The sequence below is a fragment of the Exiguobacterium sp. E17S genome (assembly GCF_057772545.1).
In genome coordinates this window covers 1,511,765-1,534,759 of the sequence record NZ_JBYLRU010000001.1, presented here as the reverse complement: position 1 = coordinate 1,534,759, position 22,995 = coordinate 1,511,765, and the positions used below count along the sequence as shown (strand labels likewise).

20 protein-coding genes are annotated in these 22,995 nt (G+C 50.7%); 15 read left to right on the top strand and 5 right to left on the bottom strand.

The genetic code is table 11. The features are described from left to right. Positions 1-2: 2 nt before the first annotated feature. From AC3B4V_RS07935 to AC3B4V_RS07915, 5 genes are all read right to left on the bottom strand, one after another. Positions 3-893: a flagellin N-terminal helical domain-containing protein gene (locus tag AC3B4V_RS07935; RefSeq protein ID WP_488378085.1), complete on the bottom strand. Its 891-nt coding sequence runs from the start codon at positions 891-893 to the stop codon at positions 3-5. Continuing rightward, positions 890-1,282 carry a flagellar export chaperone FliS gene (locus tag AC3B4V_RS07930; protein WP_488378084.1) on the bottom strand — a complete coding sequence of 131 codons (393 nt, stop codon included), beginning with the start codon at positions 1,280-1,282 and terminating at the stop codon, positions 890-892. Before AC3B4V_RS07930 ends, AC3B4V_RS07935 begins: the two co-directional genes overlap by 4 nt. Then, positions 1,279-1,569, bottom strand: a complete 291-nt coding sequence (locus AC3B4V_RS07925; protein ID WP_029342503.1) for an EscU/YscU/HrcU family type III secretion system export apparatus switch protein — start codon at positions 1,567-1,569, stop codon at positions 1,279-1,281. The genes AC3B4V_RS07930 and AC3B4V_RS07925 overlap by 4 nt, the downstream gene beginning before the upstream one ends. Positions 1,570-1,584: 15 nt before the next feature. Continuing rightward, on the bottom strand, positions 1,585-3,435 hold the full coding sequence (locus tag AC3B4V_RS07920; protein ID WP_488378083.1) for a hypothetical protein: 1,851 nt from the start codon (positions 3,433-3,435) through the stop codon (positions 1,585-1,587). Positions 3,436-3,543: 108 nt separating this feature from the next. After that, the gene (locus AC3B4V_RS07915; protein ID WP_029342501.1) at positions 3,544-4,050 is read right to left on the bottom strand and encodes a competence protein ComK; all 507 of its coding nucleotides are present in this window, start codon (positions 4,048-4,050) and stop codon (positions 3,544-3,546) included. Between the two features lie 251 nt (positions 4,051-4,301). On the opposite strand from AC3B4V_RS07915, the gene AC3B4V_RS07910 reads away from it, so the two are divergent. The 15 genes from AC3B4V_RS07910 to uvrA all read left to right on the top strand — a co-directional run bounded on the left by AC3B4V_RS07910 (position 4,302) and on the right by uvrA (position 22,984). After that, a complete protein-coding gene (locus tag AC3B4V_RS07910; protein WP_023469248.1) occupies positions 4,302-4,502 on the top strand; it encodes a cold shock domain-containing protein in 201 nt (66 codons plus the stop codon). A gap of 280 nt (positions 4,503-4,782) precedes the next feature. Further along, a complete protein-coding gene (gene hpf / locus AC3B4V_RS07905; protein WP_023469247.1) occupies positions 4,783-5,346 on the top strand; it encodes a ribosome hibernation-promoting factor, HPF/YfiA family in 564 nt (187 codons plus the stop codon). A 216-nt stretch (positions 5,347-5,562) separates the two neighbouring features. After that, positions 5,563-8,082, top strand: coding sequence for a preprotein translocase subunit SecA (secA, locus tag AC3B4V_RS07900; RefSeq protein ID WP_488378082.1), 2,520 nt, complete (start codon positions 5,563-5,565; stop codon positions 8,080-8,082). 68 nt (positions 8,083-8,150) lie between these two features. Further along, the gene (gene prfB, locus AC3B4V_RS07895) at positions 8,151-9,251 is read left to right on the top strand and encodes a peptide chain release factor 2 (RefSeq protein WP_432236671.1); all 1,101 of its coding nucleotides are present in this window, start codon (positions 8,151-8,153) and stop codon (positions 9,249-9,251) included. Positions 9,252-9,311: 60 nt separating this feature from the next. Beyond that, entirely contained in the window at positions 9,312-10,079 is a 768-nt protein-coding gene (locus AC3B4V_RS07890; RefSeq protein ID WP_488378081.1) for a class I SAM-dependent methyltransferase, read from the top strand. Next, positions 10,079-10,582 (top strand): GNAT family N-acetyltransferase, encoded by a 504-nt coding sequence (locus AC3B4V_RS07885; RefSeq protein WP_488378080.1) that lies wholly within the window; start codon positions 10,079-10,081, stop codon positions 10,580-10,582. Before AC3B4V_RS07890 ends, AC3B4V_RS07885 begins: the two co-directional genes overlap by 1 nt. A 97-nt stretch (positions 10,583-10,679) precedes the next feature. Continuing rightward, positions 10,680-11,549: a YitT family protein gene (locus AC3B4V_RS07880; RefSeq protein ID WP_488378079.1), complete on the top strand. Its 870-nt coding sequence runs from the start codon at positions 10,680-10,682 to the stop codon at positions 11,547-11,549. Between the two features lie 114 nt (positions 11,550-11,663). Beyond that, positions 11,664-12,035, top strand: a complete 372-nt coding sequence (gene cccB / locus AC3B4V_RS07875; RefSeq protein ID WP_023469241.1) for a cytochrome c551 — start codon at positions 11,664-11,666, stop codon at positions 12,033-12,035. A 194-nt stretch (positions 12,036-12,229) separates the two neighbouring features. Further along, positions 12,230-12,916: a cell division ATP-binding protein FtsE gene (ftsE, locus tag AC3B4V_RS07870; RefSeq protein ID WP_029342495.1), complete on the top strand. Its 687-nt coding sequence runs from the start codon at positions 12,230-12,232 to the stop codon at positions 12,914-12,916. Beyond that, entirely contained in the window at positions 12,906-13,805 is a 900-nt protein-coding gene (ftsX, locus tag AC3B4V_RS07865) for a permease-like cell division protein FtsX (protein WP_488378078.1), read from the top strand. The genes ftsE and ftsX overlap by 11 nt, the downstream gene beginning before the upstream one ends. 40 nt (positions 13,806-13,845) lie before the next feature. Continuing rightward, positions 13,846-15,249, top strand: coding sequence for a peptidoglycan DD-metalloendopeptidase family protein (locus tag AC3B4V_RS07860; RefSeq protein WP_488378077.1), 1,404 nt, complete (start codon positions 13,846-13,848; stop codon positions 15,247-15,249). Between the two features lie 94 nt (positions 15,250-15,343). Continuing rightward, on the top strand, positions 15,344-16,768 hold the full coding sequence (locus AC3B4V_RS07855) for a S41 family peptidase (protein ID WP_488378076.1): 1,425 nt from the start codon (positions 15,344-15,346) through the stop codon (positions 16,766-16,768). Positions 16,769-16,790: 22 nt separating this feature from the next. Continuing rightward, positions 16,791-17,954, top strand: coding sequence for a PDZ domain-containing protein (locus tag AC3B4V_RS07850; RefSeq protein WP_064299415.1), 1,164 nt, complete (start codon positions 16,791-16,793; stop codon positions 17,952-17,954). Between the two features lie 205 nt (positions 17,955-18,159). After that, complete coding sequence (gene uvrB / locus AC3B4V_RS07845; protein ID WP_023469235.1) at positions 18,160-20,127, top strand: excinuclease ABC subunit UvrB; 1,968 nt, start codon at positions 18,160-18,162, stop codon at positions 20,125-20,127. A 1-nt stretch (position 20,128) separates the two neighbouring features. Then, a complete protein-coding gene (gene uvrA / locus AC3B4V_RS07840) occupies positions 20,129-22,984 on the top strand; it encodes an excinuclease ABC subunit UvrA (RefSeq protein ID WP_133207887.1) in 2,856 nt (951 codons plus the stop codon). Positions 22,985-22,995: the final 11 nt, after the last annotated feature.

Genomic DNA, 22,995 nt, shown 5'->3' with positions numbered 1-22,995 from the left:
CCTTAGTTGAGTAATTGTAAGACGCCTTGGGGCAGAGCGTTCGCTTGAGCGATCATTGCCATCCCCGATTGGTTGAGGATGTTGTATTTCGCATATTCCATCATCTCACGCGCCATATCGGTATCGCGAATCCGTGATTCCGACGCTGTCAAGTTCTCGACGCTAACACTGAGGACGGATGACGTCGCTTCGAACCGGTTCTGGATCGCTCCGAGTTGTGCCCGTTGCTGGGAAATCGTATCGATTGCTTTCGTATACCGGCTGATCGCGTCGTTCGCGTCCGTTGCCGTCATGACGCTAAGGGCGTACTCGGGTGCACTACCACTCGGAAAATCAAGTGGTCGAATCGACGGATTCGTTTGTGTCGTTGAACTGATATCAAGCGCGAGAGCTTGCATATCGTCAATCGTGATCGAGATGCCTTCGTTTGCTCCCGCATTCGTTTGGATGAACAGGGCACTGTCGGCATCGTTGAACTTACCGCTCAACAATTCCTTCCCGTTGAACTGCGTCGTTTGTGCGATCCGCGAGACTTCGTTCGTCAGCTGATTGATTTCTTCTTGGATTGCTGTCCGGTCTTCCGTTGCGAGTGTCCCGTTCCCGGCTTGGACGGCTAGTTCGCGCATCCGTTGCAATAGGTTGTGTGTCTCACTGAGTCCACCTTCGATCGTTTGGACCATCGAAATACCATCAAGCACGTTTTGTTCCGCTTTATCAAGTGCCTTCAAGCGATTACGCATTTTCTCAGAAATCGCGAGACCAGCGGCATCATCCGCACCTCGGTTGATCTTTTGACCGCTCGATAGTTTATCCATCGTCGTCTTGACGTTCGTCTGGTTGATGCTGAGATTGCGATAAGCCTTCAAGGCTTGAACGTTGTTCGTGATTCTCATTCGTATTCCATCCCTTCGTATCGTTGATGATGTGCGGCGCGCACGAGTGGTCGATCGACGGTCTGTGCCGCTTGCCAAGTGACGCGTAAATCTTCTGCCAGTTCGAGTAGTTCGTCGAGGACCTTTGGTGTCTTATAGACCTGTAACGTCTGCTCGGCAAGATAGTGGTAGAGGGCATCGAGTTGTGCGGTGATGATGCCACCGTCGTCATGCAGTCCTGCCTGCAATTTGTCGAGTAACTGATAGGCTTTTTGTAAGCGTTCGTTGACTTCGTCAAAGCGGTTCGCGTCACGCGCGAGAATAGCCTGGTCATATTGAAGGACGAGTCCCGTCAACATGACTTCCGTCAGCTGTTGCGGGGTCATCGCGTAGAGTTCTTGTTCTGTCATGTTTGTCGTCCTTTCGCATTGTCGAGTTCTTCGATCAATAAGAGCAGTTCTGCCATCACGTCGTATAGTTGCGGGGGAATCGCTGTCCCGAGATCAAGATCGAGTAAGTGACCGAGCAGAGACGTATCGTGTTCGATCGCGACGCCGTTTGCCCGTGCTTCTTGGAGGATACGATCGGCGGCTTGTCCGCTGGCTCGAGCGACGACGACCGGTGCTTGACCGGATGCTTCATCGTAGCGGAGGACGGCAGCGGTCTTGCGTCCGGTTAAATCGATTTTCTGATACATAACGGTCTCTCCTTTTTAGATACGGTAGTCGTAGCCACGTGGCGTCTCGTCTTGCTTGACGGTCTCCGTCACTTGATCGCGCGTGAACGGACGGAACTGGATCCGGACGTCCTGGTAACCAGTTGCTTGCAAGGCGTCCGTCGTTCGGTCGAGGAACGGGGTCGCCAGTTGTTCAAGAACCGGAAAATCATTTTCAATCGTGATCTGCATCTTTCGGTTGACGGTCTCAACGCGGACACCGATTTCACCGAGGCGCGGCGTATTAAGCTGGACATATAACGTATTGTTTTCCCAGTCGATCACTTCGTCCGGGCGTTTATTTTGCAAGTGAACGTGGAGTCCTGCCGTCGCTTCGACGAGTTGCACCGGTAAGGCGAGTAAAATTTGGTTCAACTGTTGCTGGCTGTCCGGTTTATTGACTTGCTGTTGTGCAGCAAGGAACGTCTGCAATTTGGCGGCTTCCGGATTCGCTGCTGGTGTACTCAGTTTCAGTTCCGCTGTCTGGAGCTGAAGCGTCTTTTGGACGGTTTCTTGCAAGAGGCGGGGACTGTTCTGCTGCGGCTCATATGGAACGGCTTTTGTTGCTACTTGCGCTGGTAGCGTTGGTGCTTGCGGCGGAAGTCCCTGCATCTCCGGTAAGTAGGTCGGACGGACGTTCGCCGGCGCATAACGGAATGCTTCGAACGCAATGCGAACTTCCTGTAAGACGGCTTTTGCCTCTGTTCCGCGTCCGAGTAGCGCCAGTTCCGCGCCTCGTTCGAGTTTCGATAAGAAATGAATCAGCTGTTTTTCATCTTTCATCGGGGTATGCAGTAAGGCATCTGTTTGCTGGAAGACTTGTTTTAAGCGTTGCGCCGTGCTCTCGATGACGGCGACCATCTGGACCGGACGTGTCTCGATGAGCGGTTCGATCTGGCGGAGTTGCGAGACGATTGTTCGCTGTTGGCTCTTGAAATCGTTCGTGATCTCAGCGAGGCGTGGTGTCACTTCGCGGACGAGCGTCAAGGCAGACCGGACCGGTGCCGTTTGCCCTGTTGGTTCCGGTTGACTGGCCCGTGCCGTCAGACCAATTAATTGCTCGCGGACGCTCGTCTTCGGCTCAAGCGGCGCTTGCGGGAAGTAGGGCGCCAGTTGTTTGCGAACAGTTTCGACATCGCCTTGTTCGAGCGTAGCGACGAGTGTCGGGCGTTTTTCCGCTGGTAGGTGTTCGATGTATTGCCGGATATGCAGGGGTGACGCTGTCTCGATCTCGCGTTGCGTTGGTAGCGTCACGCGGGCGACGTCGAGCGCAACGGCTTTTTCAAATGTTGGCTGCTCCTTTAAGGCGTCGCGTTCCGGGAGGACGTCTGGATAGTCTTCCGTCGTCGCCAGGAGACTCGCGATTAAGACATCAGCGTCAACGGGCAGTGCCGTGTCTGGTCGCGATACGAGTTCGAGTGCTAAGTCCTTGTAGGTGCCTTGCAGTGCCGTCACGAGCTGAGCGACGATTTCCGGTGTCTGTGGCAGTTGACCGCTCGCGAGTAACTTCGCAACGGCTTGCTTTAGTTCAGCCGGCACGCCTTCTAGCAAAGCAGGATCAACATTTGATGGAACGGACAGGACAGGTGGGGTTTCCGCATCCGGTGTCGCTGGTGTCAGCTGTTCGATCAAGTAACCTTCTGCGGTCTGTCCTTTGACCTTGAACTGGAAATCACCCGTCGGAACGTCGCCTGTGAAGGTCATCTCGATCTTATCCCGACCGACCTGGACGAGAGCCGTATGTGGTCCGGTCTGCTCAAGGACCGTTCCCTTATAGGTCTTCGTCTCCGAAAGCGGCGTCTGACCAGGGGATTGCGCCGGACGTGCCGGGTTCAATTGGATGTTCATCGAGAAGCCTCCTTGTTTTTTAAAACTGTCATCTCATTATATATCGGCAGAAACCAAAAAGGATTGAGCGAATTCATCGCCCAACCCTGATTTTTTTACGGTCACTGCTTAAGATTTGATTGCATTAAAGCGTTCCTCTAATGTCATCGCGTTCAATTGTTGATAACGAGCCATCAGCTCGCCAGTTGCTTTCATTTGGTTGCGGACGATGTAAGGAGAGGCGTTTACGGGAAGGATCATGCCATTACGAGTCTTGAGCTTCGTCTGTCCGTCTTCCTCGATGACTTCGGACATGTGGCTCCAAGCGTACCACTCGCAATCATCACGTTTCGGTGATTTCGTTGGGAAAAACACGAGGCCAAGTGTCGGTTCAATGACGACTGGGACTTTTCCTTTTACAGATGCGACACGTTTTGCTGTCACGATGCGTTCCTCAATGGAACTGTTGTATTGCCTGCAGGAAAGCTGCAGTAGTTGATACGGTCGAAGCGGGGTCATGATGGTCGAGCCATCCTCGAGTACGATGATGGATTGCTTCATCATGTCGTAGCACGGTAGAATCGCCACCGTCCGTTTCGTGATTCGATACTTTTCGTCATTATGGAATGGTCGCATTCGACTACATCCTCCTTAAGATAGGACAATGGATAAAATAGGTAATTACTAACGATATAATACAATAATACAACTGTAATGACAATGTAATTTTTTAAAATATAGAGCAATAAGTAGGGAATATTATTCATTTTTTAGAATGAATTCAAAGTAATCAGAATTTTTAATTGTCAATAATTCCTTCTTTTGATAGACTAAGCCGTAGAGAGCTTGCTCTCGAACTCTGGTTTGCGAAGGGAACGTGAATTCGAATGGAACAAGGTAAAGTAAAATGGTTTAATGCTGAAAAAGGTTATGGATTCATCGAAACGTCTGACGCGAAAGACGTATTCGTACACTTCTCAGCGATTCAAGTCGATGGTTACAAATCACTTGAAGAAGGCGAAGAAGTGGAATTTGAAATCGTTGAAGGCGATCGTGGTCCACAAGCTGCGAACGTTTCAAAGATCTAATCCAATAGCAGCCGCCACCGTTTTTAGGCTATTCGCCTAAAAGCGGTTTTTTGTTTTGAGTTCAATCAAAACGGGTATATACGTTAACATCAACATGCTTCAATATTATCGTACGCTAAGAACAGGAGTGAACGTTCATGAGAATGACATTGTTCTCATGGTCTTCCTTCACTTATCGTGCTATAATAAAAACGAACCAAAGAATTTCGAATATTCAGAAGGAAACGACTGAAGTATCTCGAATTCATAGGTTCAACCGGTTACTTAAGGAGGAGTTTACATGATCTACAACATTCGCGGTGAAAACTTGGACGTCACAGATGCTCTCAAGGATTACGTCGAGAAAAAGCTTGAAAAGTTAACTCGTTATTTTACAACTCCTACGGAAGCGCAAACGGCTTATGTCAATCTCAAAGTCAACAATGAGAAGCAAAAAGTCGAAGTGACGATTCCAATGCCAAACCTTTTGCTCCGTGCAGAGGACATCAATGGCGATATGTATGCAGCAATCGACCTCGTCGTCGATAAGCTCGAACGTCAGATCCGGAAACACAAAACGAAGTTGAACCGGAGAGGACGCGCTAAAGAAGGCGGCATCGGAGAGTACTTCAAAACGCTCGAAGGACCGGAAGCGGAAGCGCCAGTCTATGAAGAGGACGAGGCAGAACTCGAACTCGTTCGGACGAAGCGTTTCACACTCAAACCAATGGACACGGAAGAAGCGATTCTTCAGATGGACATGCTCGGACACGCATTCTTCGTCTTCTCAGACGCAGAAACGGGCAACACGAACGTCGTCTACCGTCGTAAGGATGGTCGTTACGGTTTGATTGAACCAGAATAATGAATGCAACAGGGACTCGCTCTTACGGGCGAGTCCCTTTTTGATATGATGGAAAACTATTTTTAAACAAGGTACGTTTGCTCTAGGACGAAAGACCGAGACCGTTACTCGGTCCGCTTGTTGAAATTTGACGTCGTATTCGGTACACTGAATAAAGGAAAAATCTCGGAATTCTGTTCGTTCAAAGAATCGTTCGAAGTAAGGGGACTGTAAGGCATGGCTAATTTTCTAAAAGAATTATTTGCACCAACGAAACGTGTCCTGAAGAAAGCCGAAAAAGCAGCAGACGCTGTGGAAGCGCTCGAGGCACAAATCGGTGCGTTATCGGATCAAGAACTCGAAGGAAAAGTCGTTGAATTCCGTGAGCGTCTCGCTAACGGAGAAGACTTAGATGATATTTTACCGGAAGCTTTCGCGGTCTGTCGCGAAGTTTCGACACGCGTTCTCGGCATGCGCCACTACCGCGTTCAGTTGATCGGTGGATATGTCCTCCACAACGGGGACATCGCTGAAATGAAGACCGGGGAAGGTAAGACGCTTGTTGCGACACTCCCTGTGTATTTGAATGCCCTCGCTGGCAACGGCGTTCACGTCGTTACCGTCAACGAATATCTCGCAAAACGTGACCGTGACATCATGGAGCCTCTTTATGCGGCACTTGGTCTATCGGTCGGCTTGAACCTCTCAAGCATGTCGCGTCAGGAAAAACAAGCAGCCTACAGCTGTGACATCACGTACGGAACGAACAACGAGTTCGGTTTCGACTACTTGCGTGACAACATGGTCCTCTATAAAGAAGACCGTGTCCAACGACCGCTCCATTACGCCGTCGTCGATGAAGTCGACTCGATCCTCGTCGATGAAGCGCGGACACCACTCATCATCTCAGGGTCTGCCGAGAAATCGACAGCGCTCTATTCGCAAGCGGATGCATTCGCGAAAATCATGAAAGCAGATGAAGACTACACGGTCGACATCAAAACGAAGAGTGTCCTGTTGACGGAGCAAGGGATCGACCGCGCTGAGAAATATTTCGGCATCGATAACCTGTTTGGTCTCGAGCACGTCTCACTCAACCATCACTTGAGCCTCGCACTGCGGGCGAATGCCGTCATGCATCGCGACGTCGACTATATGGTTCGTGAAGACGAAGTCATGATCATCGACCAGTTCACGGGTCGTGTCATGGAAGGGCGTCGTTACTCAGAAGGTCTGCACCAAGCAATCGAAGCGAAAGAAGGCGTCGAGATTCAACGCGAATCGATGACGCTTGCGACGATCACGTACCAAAACTTCTTCCGGATGTATACAAAGCTTGCCGGGATGACGGGTACAGCGAAGACGGAGGAAGAAGAGTTCCGTAACATCTACAACATGCACGTCGTACCGGTGCCGACGAACAAACCCGTTGTCCGAAACGATATGCCGGACTTGATCTTCAAGACGATGAACGGGAAGTTCGCTGCCGTCGCAGACGAAATCGAACGTGCCCACCGCGAAGGACAGCCGGTCCTCGTCGGTACGGTTGCCGTTGAGACGTCGGAGTTGCTCAGCAACGTCCTCAAGAAACGTGGCATCCGTCACGAAGTCTTGAACGCGAAGAACCACGCGCGTGAAGCGGAAATCATCGAGAACGCCGGTCAAGCGAACTCGGTCACGATCGCGACGAACATGGCCGGTCGTGGTACCGACATCAAGCTCGGTCAAGGTGTCTTAGAAAAAGGCGGTCTCTACATCCTCGGAACAGAGCGTCATGAATCACGGCGGATCGATAACCAGCTCCGTGGTCGTGCCGGTCGTCAAGGGGACCCGGGGGCATCACAATTCTATCTGTCACTTGAAGATGAGTTGATGCGTCGTTTCGGTTCTGATTCGTTGCAATCGATGATGGATCGTCTCGGAATGGATGATTCGCAACCAATCGAGAGCCGGATGGTGTCTCGTGCCGTTGAATCAGCTCAAAAACGCGTCGAAGGCAACAACTTTGATGCGCGGAAACAAGTCCTCGGCTACGATAACGTCATGGCGGACCAACGGAAAGTCATGTACGCGGACCGGGCAGCGATTCTCGATGCGGGTTCCGTGTCAGACATCGTCCGTCCGATGATCGAGCAGACGATCGAAGCAGGCGTCCATCAGTACACGCCGGTCGAGTTCGTTCCGGAAGAGTGGAGCATCGGTGCGCTTGCGGAGTGGGCGAACCAGACGCTTGCAATCGAAGAGAAGGTCACGGAAAGCGACCTCTTCGGAAAAGAACGCGAAGAAATCATCGAGTTGCTCAAAGAGCGGACATTCGCACACTACGAGCACAAACGGTCAGAAGTACCAGCCGAAGCATTTGATGAGTTCGAAAAAGTCATCGTTCTTCGTGCCGTTGACCAACACTGGATGAACCATATCGATCAAATGGATCAACTCCGTGAAGGGATTCACCTCCGGGCATACGGTCAAAACGACCCGCTCCGTGAATACCAATCGGAAGGTTCGATGATGTTTGATGCGATGAACGCTGCAATCGCTGAAGAAGTGACGCAATTCGTCCTTCGGGCAGATCTCGATCCAAACCTCAAACGCGAAAAAGTCGTTCAAGACGAAGTCGCGGTTTCGGGTAAGGAAGACAAAGCGGTCAAGAAAAAGCCGGTCCGGAAAAATCCAAACGACCAAATCGGACGTAATGATCCGTGCTGGTGTGGATCCGGTAAGAAATATAAGAACTGTCACGGCCGTCAGGCATAAGTGATGAATCGACTGAAAGAGAGGCAGGAGATTCCTGCCTCTTTTCACGGAAAGAGAAGGTGGAACACATGGAATTAGCAGAAATTCGCAACACCGCCGAGTGGATGGAAAAGAAACTCGACGAATATAAGGCATCACTCGACCTCGAGTCGAAGATTGCCCGGATCGAAGAACTTGAAAACGAGATGACGTACCCAGACTTCTGGAACAACCAGGAATCGGCACAAAAAGTCATCGATGAGTCGAACGGCTTAAAAGCGATGGTCGACAAATACAAAGAACTTGAAGCAGGTCACGAGAACGTTGCTTTGACGTACGAATTGATCAAGGAAGAGCCGGATGCGGATCTTCAAGAAGAGCTCGAGTCAGAACTTGGTGACCTCAAGAAGAAGTTCGACGACTTCGAACTGCAAATCCTCTTGAATGGTGAATATGATGCGAACAACGCAATCCTCGAGCTACACCCGGGTGCGGGTGGTACCGAGTCACAAGACTGGGCATCGATGTTGCTCCGTATGTACCAACGTTTCTGCGACAAGCAAGGCTGGAAAGTCGAAACGATGGACTACCAACCGGGTGATGAAGCAGGTGTCAAATCGGTCACGCTCCGTATTCAAGGGCACAATGCCTATGGATACTTAAAAGCCGAAAAAGGGATCCATCGTTTAGTCCGGATCTCACCGTTTGACTCGTCAGGTCGCCGTCATACATCGTTCGTCTCATGTGACGTCATGCCGGAATTCAACGATGACATCGACATCGAAGTCCGTACGGAAGATTTACGGATCGATACGTACCGTGCCTCTGGTGCCGGTGGTCAGCACATCAATACGACGGACTCGGCTGTCCGGATCACACACGTTCCGACGGGCGTCGTCGTCTCTTGTCAACAAGAACGGTCGCAGATCAAAAACCGTGAAGCAGCAATGAAAATGTTGAAAGCGAAACTCTACCAACGCGAAATCGAAGAGCAACAAAAGAAACTCGACGAGATCCGTGGTGAAAAATCGGATATCGCATGGGGTAGCCAAATCCGTTCGTACGTCTTCCACCCATACAGCATGGTCAAGGATCACCGGACGAACTATGAAGTCGGGAATACGCAAGGAGCAATGGATGGTGACATCATGGGCTTCATCGATGCGTACCTCCGTCTGATGAATATGTAAGACAACCAACCAGTCGGACGATGTTCGACTGGTTTTTTGACCGTCAAAGGGGGAACAGTCATGCAGGAGCAAAGTCGGATCAACAAACAAGCGTGGGAGTACCGGGCGTATGAGTTTTGGGAGAAACGCGACGGAACACCGGCAGAATATGCGGCGATCATCAAACAAGATCCAGCCGCATGTTTGAAGAAACATCGTCGTCATTTCGAGGACGTCGCCGGGAAGACAATCGCGAACATCTGTGGTTCGAACGGACGCAAGGCGGTGCCGTTAGCGTTACTCGGGGCGGACGTCACGGTGTTTGATATCTCAGAGGAGAATGCACGGTACGCGCTTGAACTGGCGCACCATGCTGAGACGAGAATCGAGTATGTCGTCGGTGATCTTTATGCGATCGATCTTGAACGATATCGCGATACGTTTGATCTCCTTTACTTAGAAGGCGGGATTTTGCATTATTTTGCTGATCTCGAGCGTTTTTTAGAGATTCTCTTTACAATCTTGCGGCCCGGTGGACAGTTGATCCTTAGCGATTTCCATCCAGTCGGACGCTGGATTGATGCGGACTTGACGTATCGACCGCGTTATTTCGATCAAGCGTTGCAATCAGGCGATTTGGCGTATAAGACACACTTTACGGACGTGGAACAAACCGGTTTTCCGGACGTCTCCGTCCGTTACTTTACGCTGAGTGAGATCTTAAACGGCGTCATCGCAACGCGTTTCACATTAGAACGATTCGACGAGCATCGTGGCTGGAACGGTGAGAACATTCCGTCCGAGTTCACGCTACTCGCAACGAAACCACTCGAAGGGAGCAACAGCTGATGATCATTCGGAAAGAAGGCTTCAAGGATGCAGCGGGAATCCGACTTGTCCATGAAGCAGCGTTCGAGCAACCAAACGAAGCGAACCTCGTGGATGCGTTACGTGAGGACGAAACGGCGCAACCGGTCTTCGGTCGCGTCGCCGTGACCGACAAAGGGGAAATCGTCGGTCATGTTCTCTTGAGCCGGATTCATATCGATGACATTCCGTCACTTGCCTTGGCGCCGGTCGGCGTCCTGCCCGCGTGGCAACGAAAAGGGATCGGCTCTGAATTGATCCGCCAAGTGATTGAGGACGCGCGGGATGCTGGCGAATCACACATCGTCGTACTTGGTCACGACAGCTATTATCCACAGTTCGGTTTCGAACGGGCGATCGACTACGGCATTGAGCCACCGTTCCCCGTTCCGCCAGAGGTCTTTCTCGTCCTTGCACTTGAACGGAATGGGTTGCGTGGTGTTAGTGGCATCGTCCGCTACAGTCCGCCCTTTAGTGCGGTATAAAGGGAACACTGTGAGTTGTTCCGCCTCTCTAGTCGTTGTCTGACTTTTCCGCTAAAATGAAACACGAGAATCAATCGATAAGGGGAAATGGAATGTCATGACATCGACGCGTCAGGAAGTCGTGCGCGATTATGCGTATTTGTTAATCGGGTCCTTGTTCGTCGCAAGTGCCTTTAGTTTATTTTTAGCACCGAATCAACTCGCCTCAGGAGGCGTTAGTGGCTTATCAATCGTCTTGAACGATTTGTTCGGGATCTCACCAGGCTTGTTCCAGCTCGTCGCGAACGTCGTCTTGCTGGCGATCGGTTGGATGATCCTCGGGATGGGCTTTGGTGTCAAATCACTCGTCGGGTCAATCTTTTTACCGGTCGTCATCCTCGTCTACGAACGGTTCGATGTTCCGGCTGCGACGATGAATCCGATGCTTGCCGCGATCTTCGGCGGTGCCGGTGTCGGGATCGGACTCGGTCTGATCTTCCGGGGACGGGCGTCGACTGGGGGAATGGATTTGATCGCGCAAATTTTGCATCGCTTCACGAAATTGCCGCTTCATCTCTGTATCGCCTTGCTCGACGGAACGATCGTCATCAGTGCGGCGACGATCTTCTCGCTCGAGATCGGATTGTATGCGCTCGTTGCCTTATTCATTACGATCAAGATGATCGATGTTGTTCAGCTCGGGATCACGAACGACAAGCTCGCCTATATCATCTCCGATCAGCGTGAAGCGTTAGTGAAGGAGATCTTCGAGACGCTCGATCGCGGGGCGACGGAAATTGAGGCGGCAGGTGCGTTCACAGGGACACGGAAACCGATGCTGATGGTCGTCGTCCGTCAAGGGGAAATCACAACGCTTAAAGAGATCGTCAAACACATTGATCCATCGGCATTCCTCGTCGTCAGTGAAGCGCATGAAGTACTGGGACTTGGTTTTACGGACGACAAACGCTACCGGAATGTGCCGTAATTGTTCCGAACTCGTGAAGTTTTTGTGAAATCACGATTAACTCTTCCGGATAACGGTTATACTCTAACTAGGTCAGAAGCGTTTACTTAGATACTTATAGAGGGGGATATCCGGATGAAGCTGAAAAACTTGTTACTCGCGTTAGGGTTAGGAACGACACTTGCGCTCGCAGCATGTGGCGGTAGTGACGACTCAAGCTCTAGCGATTCATCAAGTACGAAGGAAGAGTCGACGATGAACGATGATTCGTCGAAGACGGAAACAGCTGTTGATGCGGAAAAAATCTTCGCGAACAACTGTGCATCGTGTCACGGGAATAACCTCGAAGGAAATGTCGGACCGAACCTGACGAAGGTCGGCTCGAAGTACTCTTCAGAAGAGATCCAAGAGATCATCAAAAACGGGAAAGGGCAAATGCCTGCTGGAATCCTCAAAGAGGATGAAGAAATCGTTGCCGTTGCTGACTGGCTCGCGGATAAAAAGTAATTATGGGATATGATGGGGTACGAGATGACACACACGACATGTGTTCGTCATTCGTGCCTCTTTTTTGTGGTATAATCGCCTGAAATGACATTTGATTGTAATGTGCGTTCAATTTTGTCCCTGTTATAATGGTGGTCGGTAGGTTTTTGGACCTATCCATTCAGCATCAGTAAATAAGTAAGGATGTGAAGTACGTGATCAAGATGCAACGAATCAGTAAGATTTATCCGAACGGCGTCACGGCACTCCGTGAGGTCGATTTGACGATCAATCAAGGCGAATTCGTCTATATCGTCGGTCCGTCGGGTGCGGGTAAATCAACATTCATGAAAATGATGTACCGCGAAGAGAAACCAACGAGCGGTTCATTTTTATTTAAAGGAATCGAAGTCGGTAAGCTGAAGAACCGTCAAATCCCCGAACTTCGTCGCCAAATCGGCGTCATCTTCCAAGATTTCAAACTACTCCCGTCATTGACGGTTTATGAAAATGTCGCCTTCGCGCTAGAAGTCGTAGGAGAAGACAAATCACAAATTCGGAAGAAAGTCCTCGAGGTCCTCGATCTCGTGAAGCTCAAACATAAAGAGCGTAACTATCCGGACGAATTATCTGGGGGCGAACAACAACGGATCTCGATCGCGAGAGCCATCGTCAATCGTCCGTCACTCGTCATCGCCGATGAGCCGACTGGGAACCTGGACCCGGATACAGCATGGGAGATCATGGAAGTATTCGAAGAGATTTATCGCCGTGGGACAACGGTCGTAATGGCGACACACAACCGGGATATCGTTAACAAGATGCGTCATCGTGTCTTAGCGATCGACGGAGGAAAAATCGTCCGAGACGAAGAGAAAGGAATGTACGGCTATGAAGTTTAATGGATTCCGTCATTTACGGGAAGGGGCAAAAGGTCTCGTCCGGAACGGCTGGATGACATTCGCTTCTGTCAGTGCTGTTACCGTCACTTTACTTCTCGTAGGAATATTCGCAATGCTCATGTTCAACGTCAACAAGATTTCCGATAACGTCGAAAAAGACGTCGAAATCCAAGTATTCGTCGAACGGGAAGCAGACCAGTCGAAGATTGATGCAGTAGGTGATTCCCTCAAGCAGATGCCGGGTGTCAACTCTGTTCGTTATAGTTCGAAAGAAGAAGAACTGGACCGCTTCAAGGAGCAACTTGGCGAAGGATCACAAGCCTACCAGTCGGTTGAAAAGGATAACCCGCTTCACGACCGATATATCGTCAAAGCTACCTCACCAAAAGAAACAGAAACACTTGCAAATTCCATCAAAAAAATGGAAAATGTAGATAGTGTCGAATATGGTAAGGACTATGTTAAAAAGATGTTTAACTTCCTTGAAGGAGTTCGGATCGGTGGAATCGTTCTGATCGTCGGCTTGACGTTCATGGCAATGTTCCTCATTTCGAACACAATCAAAGTCACGATCTTCTCCCGTCGCCGGGAAATCGAGATCATGCGCCTTGTCGGAGCGAAAAACGGATTCATCCGTGCACCGTTCTTCGTCGAAGGATTATTGATGGGCATATTAGGTGCCATCATCCCGATCGTCGTCGTCTACTTCGGTTACGAAGTCTCATACAACGCGATCCAACCGCAACTTGCTACCGTGAATGCGGGAATCTTCTCGCTGATTCCGCCAGGTGAACTGTCGGCACAAGTCGTCTTGATCCTGCTCGGACTCGGTGCATTCATCGGTGTATGGGGATCTACGACATCACTCGGTCGTTTCTTGAAGATTTAAGTGATTCACTCAAAAATAAAATAGAGGAGAGATGCTTCTCATGAAAGTCCGATTCTATTCTGCCGTCCTGAGCTTAGCTTTGATTGGAACTAGTGTGTCCGTTGATGCCGCGTCGAAAGAAGATTTGCTGAAGGAACAACAGGAGGTCGAAAGTCGTCTGAAAGAGACGGAACGATCACAGAATCAGACATCAGAGAAGTTGATCTTGACGAAACAGGAGCGCAAGGAAGCCCGTGCGCAACTGGATGAAGTCAACAGCCGTTTGGATGATTTAGCGCTTAAAATAGCCGATCAACAAGCGGCTGTTGCTGCATCTAAGGAACAATTGCGTCTGACGGAAGAAGCGATTTCCGAGACGTTGAAGGAACTGCATCAGCAAGAAGATTTGCTCGGAAGCCGATTGCGTGCCGTCCAGCAAAAAGGAGACGTCAAATACATCGAGGTCCTGCTCGATGCGAAGGATTTTGGTGATTTGATTTCGCGTTTCAGTACGGTCAGTGAGATCATCAAGCAAGATGATAATGTCTTGCAAGCCTATAAGGCGAACGTCAAGCAGCTGAACGAACAACGCTCGGAACAAGCGTTATTACTGGAGAGCATGAAACAGGAACAACGGAAGTTACTCGTGCTTCAGACGCGGATCATCGCGGAGTCTGATTTGAAGCGAAAGCTCGTCGTCCAGTTGAACACGAAGGTCAAGGAACTGCAACAAGAGCAGTTCTCGAAAGCCGAAGAGGCGGAAATCCTCGCGGATCAGCGTCGTCTGATTCAAAACGAATTGATTGCTCTGCAAGAAGCGGAACGGAAAGCAAAAGAAGAAGCGAAACGCAAAGCCGAGGAAGCGGCACGGGCAGCAGAAGCCAAGCGTCAAGCAGAAGCCGCAGAAGCTGCTGAAGCTGCACGAGAGGCAGCGGCGCAGGAACAGAAACAAGGAGAAGCACCGAAAGCAGAGACACCAAAAACAGAGACGTCGGTTCCTGAGACCGAGACGCCAAGTGCAACACCGGATACGAGTGCTGATGTCGACGTCAGTCGACCATTCCACTTACCAGTCAAAGGTTATGTGTCGTCACCATTTGGTCCGCGGAATAATCCATTGACAGGGAAACCGGAGTTGCATACGGGCATCGATCTCGTCAATGCGAAAGGAACCCCGATTCATGCGGCAGCAGGAGGGATCGTCCTCCGTGCCGGTAGTGCGACCGGTTACGGGAATGTCGTCATGGTGACGCATTTGATTGACAGACAGGTCTATACGACCGTCTATGCGCATCTTGACTCAATCAGTGTGTCGGCGGGACAAACGGTCATGCCTGGTCAAACGATCGGGACGCTTGGCTCAACCGGCTGGTCGACAGGACCGCATCTACATTTCGAATTGCATAAGGGAGAGTGGGCGGTCGGACAACCGAATGCAGTCGACCCGGCACCGTACATCTTTTGACATCCCATAGAATACCGAAAAGATAGGGTAACCTATCTTTTTTTGCTATACTGAAAAAAATACTGCGTTTTTTAACGGAAGTGGGGAATCAAGCGTGAAAAAATCTACAACAGCAGTCATCGCGGTCAGTACCTTCGGGCTTGGTTTAGGGGCAGGCGCCGTCGGAATGTTAGCGGCTGGCGGAACGGATCCTGTCTCGACGTCATCGTCGTCGGCGAATGCGACGGGTGATTGGAAAAAAGTTGATCAGGTTCGTCAAATGATCGAACAGAATTATCTAGAGGACGTGACAGATAAAGAACTGCTGGACGGTGCGCTATCTGGCATGGCGGAAGTGCTCGACGACCCATACTCGGTCTATATGGACGAGTCGGAGACAGCATCGTTCAATACGAATCTATCGTCTTCCTTCGAAGGGATTGGTGCGACGCTTGAACAAAAAGGTGAATCGATCGTCATCGTCTCACCGATTAAGGGATCACCCGCTGAAAAAGCCGGGATCAAACCTGGTGACGTCATCTTAGAAATCGACGGTAAGTCGACGAAAGGGCAAAAGACGGATCAGGCGGTCAAGAAAATCCGTGGTGAAAAAGGAACGAACGTCGTCCTGACGATTCAACGTAGTGGACAAGATGCGATGGACATCACGATCAAACGGGATACGATTCCGATCGAAACGGTCTATACGTCGACCGAGGACGTCAACGGGAAGAAGATTGGCGTCTTGCAAGTGACGCAGTTCTCAGAACCGACGGCTAAAGAGTTCGAGAAGGGGCTCGCGAAACTCGAGAGTCAAAACATCGATGGACTCGTCATCGACGTTCGCGGAAATCCGGGCGGTCTCTTAACGGCTGTCTCAAGCATGATTGCACCGTTCATTCCGAAGGACGTTCCGATTTATCAAGTCGAGAACAATAAAGGCGAGCGCCAGCAGGAATTCGGGAAGGCAGACGAGAAGAAACCTTATAACATCGTCGTGCTCGAAGACGGCGGATCCGCGTCCGCGTCCGAGATTCTGGCAGCCGGTCTGAAGGAAGGTGCCGGGGCTGAGGTCGTTGGTACGAAATCGTTCGGTAAAGGCATCGTCCAAAGTGCGTATGATCTGAAGGACGGTAGTGATTTGAAGTTGACGACGAACAAATGGCTGACGCCGGACGGCAACTGGATTCACAAAAAAGGGGTCGAACCGACGATCGAAGTCAAGCAACCAGCATACTTCAACGTCACGAAGATCCTGACTGATCAGAAGTCACTTGCAGTCGGTGACTACGGTAAATCGGTCGAAAACGCTCACTTAGTCCTCGAAGCAATCGGTTACGAGCCAAAAGGACAGGATGGGTATTTTGGTGACACGATGAAGCAAGCCGTCGAAGCCTTACAAAAGGATGCGAAACTCGACGTCACTGGAAAAATCGATCAGCAGACAGCGGGTGAGATGGAGACGCGTCTCCTGAAGAAACTCGAGGACGACAAAAATGACGTCCAGCGGAAAAAAGCACTCGAGGTCGCTGCTCAATAATAAGGAATGGAAAGAGGTCTGAATGCGCGTGGAATTACTCGATGAAATTGGTTGGACCGCGATTAGTCTCATCGCCAGTCCGACCTTGTGGTTAGCACTCCTTGTCAGTTGGGTCATCGGCATCCGGCGTGTCAAACGGGAACGTGGACTATTTCGCTCCCGGACACACGGTAAACGAAGCGATGTACTCGAAACACTTTTACCCGGGTTACTAATTGGTCTCGTCTTATCCGTCGCCAGTGGCTGGCTCGGATTGACGCTGACGCCGCAATACGCTCTGTTGTTACTTGGACTCTCGAGCGTCTTGCTGTTGGTCGGGATCGTTCGCTTGAACGTACCGCTTTGGCCGATCGTCTTGCTTGGACTTGCCGGCTGGTTCCTAATGGATTCACGTCTTGATCCAGTTCGAGCGGTTGAGCCGAAAATGATTTTATTGCTTGCGACGTTAACGCTCGTCGCGGAATGTCTCCTCGTCTGGTGGCGCGGACAACGACGCCTGTCACCGTCACTCGTCGTTTCGAAGCGTGGTCGCTTCATCGGTGGGCTGTCAGCGAATAAACTTTGGCTATTGCCCTTGCTCGTCTTTGTTCCGGGCGACGTGCTTGAAGCTTGGTGGCCACGTTACAGCTTCCCAGAGCTCGTTCCGATCGTTCTCTGGTTACCAATCGGCTTCAGCTTCCTCTTTACGGGTAAGTTGCCGAAAGAATTGATGCGTCCGCTCGTTCAAGGACGGTTGATTACGAGTCTCGTCGCGATTCTATTGACGGTTCTTGCATACGTCACCGGACAAGCTGAATGGCTGTACGGGATCGTCTTGTTGCTCGTCCTGCACATCCTATTGCATCAGCGGGTCAAACGCTTGAACCGGGCACAGACACCATTGTTCCTCAATGGAACGCGTGGTGCCGTCATACTCGGAACGCTACCTGATAAACCAGCTGCCGAGATGGGCTTGATTCCGGGCGAAGCGATTTATAAAGTCAATGGTGAGAAGGTCGATTCGGAAACATCGTTCTACGAAGCCATCCAAAAACACAAACCGTATCTGCGTCTTGAAGTCATGAACCATAACGGCGACATCCGGTTTGCGCAACGTGCCTTCTATGAACAAGATCATCATGAACTTGGTATTCTGTTCGTCAACGAGCCGGTCCATGGTCGCACTAAAGTGCGGTCCTTGCATTAACGAGTACATCCCTGTCACGGAACAGCCGTGACGGGGATTTTTTTGTCGGCAGAAAAATCGAGGATCAACACTCGAAGCAAAAAGAAACTTTTGCATTTTCGAAAAAAAGGGTAACTTCCTAAAAGGAGCACTTCATAATCGAATGTTTGTTCGTAAAGTGGTACAATAAAAATAGATTTTTTACGTGATGAGGGGGAAGCAAACGATGGATTTTGAACTCGTTTCACCATTTGAGCCAGGCGGTGATCAGCCGACGGCAATCGAAAAATTGGTGACTGGGCTAAAACAAGGCGAACGACATCAGACGTTGCTTGGGGCGACCGGTACCGGGAAGACGTTCACGGTCTCGAACGTCATCAAGGAAATCAAGAAACCGACGCTCGTCCTTGCCCACAACAAAACACTAGCGGGACAACTTTACTCGGAGTTCAAGGAATTCTTCCCGAACAATGCGGTCGAATACTTCGTTAGTTTTTATGATTATTATCAACCGGAAGCGTATGTTCCATCGACGGATACGTTCATTGAGAAGGACTCTTCGATCAACGATGAGATTGATAAACTACGTCACTCGGCGACGTCCGCCCTGTTCGAACGGGAGGACGTCTTGATCGTAGCGTCTGTTTCGTGTATCTATGGTCTCGGTAACCCGGAAGAGTACAACAATCACGTCTTGTCACTGCGTGTCGGTAATGAGATGGGGCGTAACGAGATGCTCCGTCGTCTAATCGACATTCAGTATGAGCGTAACGACATCGACTTCCAGCGCGGACGGTTCCGCGTTCGCGGAGACGTCGTCGAAATCTTCCCGGCGTCACGCGACGAACAGTGTGTCCGTGTCGAGTTCTTCGGTGACGAGATCGAACGGATCCGTGATATGGATCCGCTGACAGGTGAGATTGTTGCGGACCGCGAGCACATCTCAATCTTCCCGGCGTCCCACTTCGTGACGGGGGATACCCGTCTGCAGAAGGCGATCGCGAACATCGAGAAGGAACTAGAGGTCCAGCTTGCGAAGCTACGCGAAGACAATCAGTTGCTCGAAGCGCAACGGCTCGAACAACGGACGAACTATGATCTTGAGATGATGCGGGAGATGGGCTATTGCTCCGGAATCGAGAACTACTCGCGTCACTTGAACTTGATGCCGGAAGGGGCAACACCGTATACGTTGCTCGATTACTTCCCGAAAGACTTCTTACTCGTTGCCGATGAGTCGCACGTCACACTGCCGCAAATTCGCGGGATGTATAACGGAGACCAGGCGCGGAAACAAGTCCTCGTCGATCACGGCTTCCGTCTTCCGTCGGCAAAAGACAACCGTCCGTTACGGTTCGAGGAGTTCGAGGAAAAAGTCAGTCAGGCGATCTATATCTCGGCGACACCAGGACCGTATGAACTCGAACATTCAAAAGAGATGGTCGAGCAAATCATCCGTCCGACCGGTCTCGTTGATCCAACGATCGAGATTCATCCGATCACGGGACAAATCGATTACTTGATGGATAACATCCGTGACCGGGTCGCGAAGAACGAACGTGTTCTCGTGACGACACTGACGAAGAAGATGGCAGAAGACTTGACCGACTACTTGAAAGAGAATGGTGTCAAGGTCAACTATATGCACTCGGAGATCAAGACGCTGGAACGGATTGAAATCATACGTGACTTGCGGCTCGGGAAATATGATGTCCTCGTCGGGATCAACTTATTACGAGAAGGACTCGATATTCCAGAAGTCTCACTCGTGACGATTCTTGATGCCGATAAGGAAGGCTTCCTCCGTTCGGACCGTTCGCTGATTCAAACGATTGGTCGGGCGGCGCGGAACTCGGAAGGACACGTCATCTTGTTTGCTGATAAAGTCACCGATTCGATGCAACGCGCAATCGATGAGACGGAACGCCGTCGCGCAATCCAGATGGCGTTCAACGAAGAACATGGCATCACGCCGCAGACGATCAAAAAGGATGTCCGTGGTGTCATCAGTACGACGATCGAGAGCGACGACACCGTCGAAAAACTCGAGAAGTTCAACAAACTCAAAAAACCGGAGCGCGAAACGTTGCTTGAGCAGCTCGACCAAGAGATGCGTCAAGCGGCGAAAGACATGCAGTTCGAACGAGCTGCTGAGCTCCGCGACCTCATATTAGAATTGAAAGCAGGTGCCTAAGTTGGGAGAAAAGAAAAATCAGATTATCATCAAAGGCGCTCGCGTCAATAATCTACAAAACATCGATGTCGAAATCCCCCGCGATCAGCTCGTCGTCTTGACGGGCTTGTCTGGGTCAGGGAAATCATCGCTTGCCTTCGATACGATTTACGCGGAAGGACAACGGCGTTATGTCGAAAGTTTATCTGCCTATGCCCGTCAGTTCCTCGGACAGATGGATAAACCGGATGTCGACACGATTGAAGGACTGAGTCCAGCAATTTCAATCGACCAGAAGACGACGAGTAAAAACCCACGTTCAACAGTTGGAACGGTCACAGAGATCTATGATTATTTGCGTCTATTGTACGCACGGATCGGTAAACCGATTTGTCCGAATCACGGAATCGAGATTTCGAGCCAGACGATCAGTCAGATGGTCGACCAAGTGATGGAGTTGCCGGAGCGGACTCGTCTGCAAATCCTCGCGCCAATCGTTTCCGGGCGTAAAGGAACGCACGTCAAGGTGCTCGACGATTTGAAGAAGGAAGGCTTCGTCCGCGTTCGCGTCAACGGAGAGACGATGGATCTCGCCGAAGAGATCACGCTTGAGAAAAACAAGAAACACTCGATCGAAGTCGTCGTCGACCGTGTCGTCGTGCGACCAGATGTCGAAGCCCGTCTTGCGGATTCACTCGAGACTGCACTTCGCCTCGCGGATGGTCGGGTCATCGTCGATACGATGGACGGCAACGAATTGTTGTTCAGCGAACATCATGCTTGTCCAATTTGTGGCTTCTCAATCGGCGAACTCGAACCACGGATGTTCTCGTTCAACTCACCGTTTGGTGCTTGTACATCATGTGATGGTCTCGGAACGAAGCTTGAGGTCGATGTTGATCTCGTCGTGCCGCATCCTGATAAGTCATTGAACGAAGGGGCAATCGTAGCGTGGGAACCGACGAGCTCGCAGTATTATCCACAATTGCTTAAAGCGGTTTGTGACCACTTCAAGATCGATATGGATACACCGTTCGAACAATTGTCAGAAGAACATCGCGAAACGATCTTGAACGGAAACACGAAGGAAGAGATTCACTTCCGTTATGAGAATGACTTCGGGATGGTCCGAAATACGAACCTCTACTTCGAAGGAGTTCTCAATAACTTACAACGTCGCTTCAAGGAGACGTCGTCTGATTATATCCGGGAACAGATGGAAGGCTACATGGCGAAGAAGGCGTGTCCGACGTGTAAAGGACACCGCTTGAAACGGGAATCGCTCGCCGTCAAAGTATCCGATCACCATATCGGTGAAGTGACGAAGATGTCCGTCAAACAAGCGGTCATGTTCTTCGACGAACTGCCGGAGAAATTAAGTGAGAAGGATCAGACGATTTCGCGGATGATTGTTCGTGAGATTCACGAACGGGCGTCGTTCCTTGAGAACGTTGGTCTCGATTACCTGACGATCTCACGCGCAGCGGGGACATTGTCCGGTGGGGAAGCGCAACGGATTCGTCTTGCGACACAAATCGGTTCGCGTCTGACGGGCGTCCTCTACGTTCTGGATGAACCATCGATCGGTTTACACCAACGTGATAATGATCGTCTGATCAATACGCTGAAGGCGATGCGTGATCTCGGCAACACGTTGATCGTCGTCGAACACGATGAAGACACAATGATGGCAGCCGACTACTTGATCGATATCGGACCTGGTGCCGGCGATCACGGTGGATTCGTTACGGCAGCCGGGAAACCGGAAGAGTTGATGCAGGATGCGAACTCGTTGACTGGTCAATACTTGTCCGGGAAGAAGTTCATTCCTGTTCCATCAACACGCAAAGAGCCAGACGGTCGGATGCTCCATATCCACAAAGCATCGGAAAACAACTTGAAGAACGTCGATGTCGACATTCCGCTGGGTCTGTTCGTCGCCGTCACCGGTGTCTCGGGCTCCGGGAAATCGACGTTGATCAATGAAATTCTCTATAAGACGATTGCGCACGAGATGAACCGGGCGAAGGAAAAACCGGGTGCCCATAAAGGGATCACCGGTCTGGATCAAATCGATAAGGTCATCGACATCGACCAGTCACCAATCGGTCGGACACCGCGCTCGAACCCAGCAACGTATACGGGTGTCTTCGATGACATTCGTGACGTCTTTGCTTCAACGAACGAAGCGAAACTCCGTGGTTACAAAAAAGGACGTTTCAGTTTCAACATCAAGGGTGGACGTTGTGAAGCGTGTCGTGGCGACGGGATCATCAAGATCGAGATGCACTTCTTACCAGACGTGTATGTTCCGTGTGAAGTCTGTCACGGGAAACGTTACAACCGCGAAACACTCGAAGTGAAATATAAAGGCAAGACGATTGCCGACGTGCTTGAGATGACGGTTGAAGATGCCCTTGCTTTCTTCGAGAACATTCCGAAGATCACGCGGAAATTACAGACGATTGCTGACGTCGGTCTGACGTACATGCGTCTCGGTCAACCCGCGACGGAACTGTCCGGCGGGGAAGCGCAACGTGTTAAACTCGCGTCCGAGTTGCATAAGCGCTCGACTGGGAAGACGATCTATATTCTCGATGAGCCGACGACAGGACTCCACGTCCACGATATCGCGCGTCTCTTGAAAGTCTTGCAACGTCTCGTCGACAATGGTGATACGGTGCTCGTCATCGAACACAACTTAGATGTCATCAAGACGGCAGACTACTTGATTGATCTTGGACCTGAAGGTGGCGACGGTGGCGGAACGATCGTTGCTGCCGGGACACCGGAACAGATCGCTGAAGTTGAAGCATCCTACACGGGACGATACCTCGCACCTGTCCTTGAACGCGACGCGGCACGAATTGAATCGTGAAACTTTTGTGG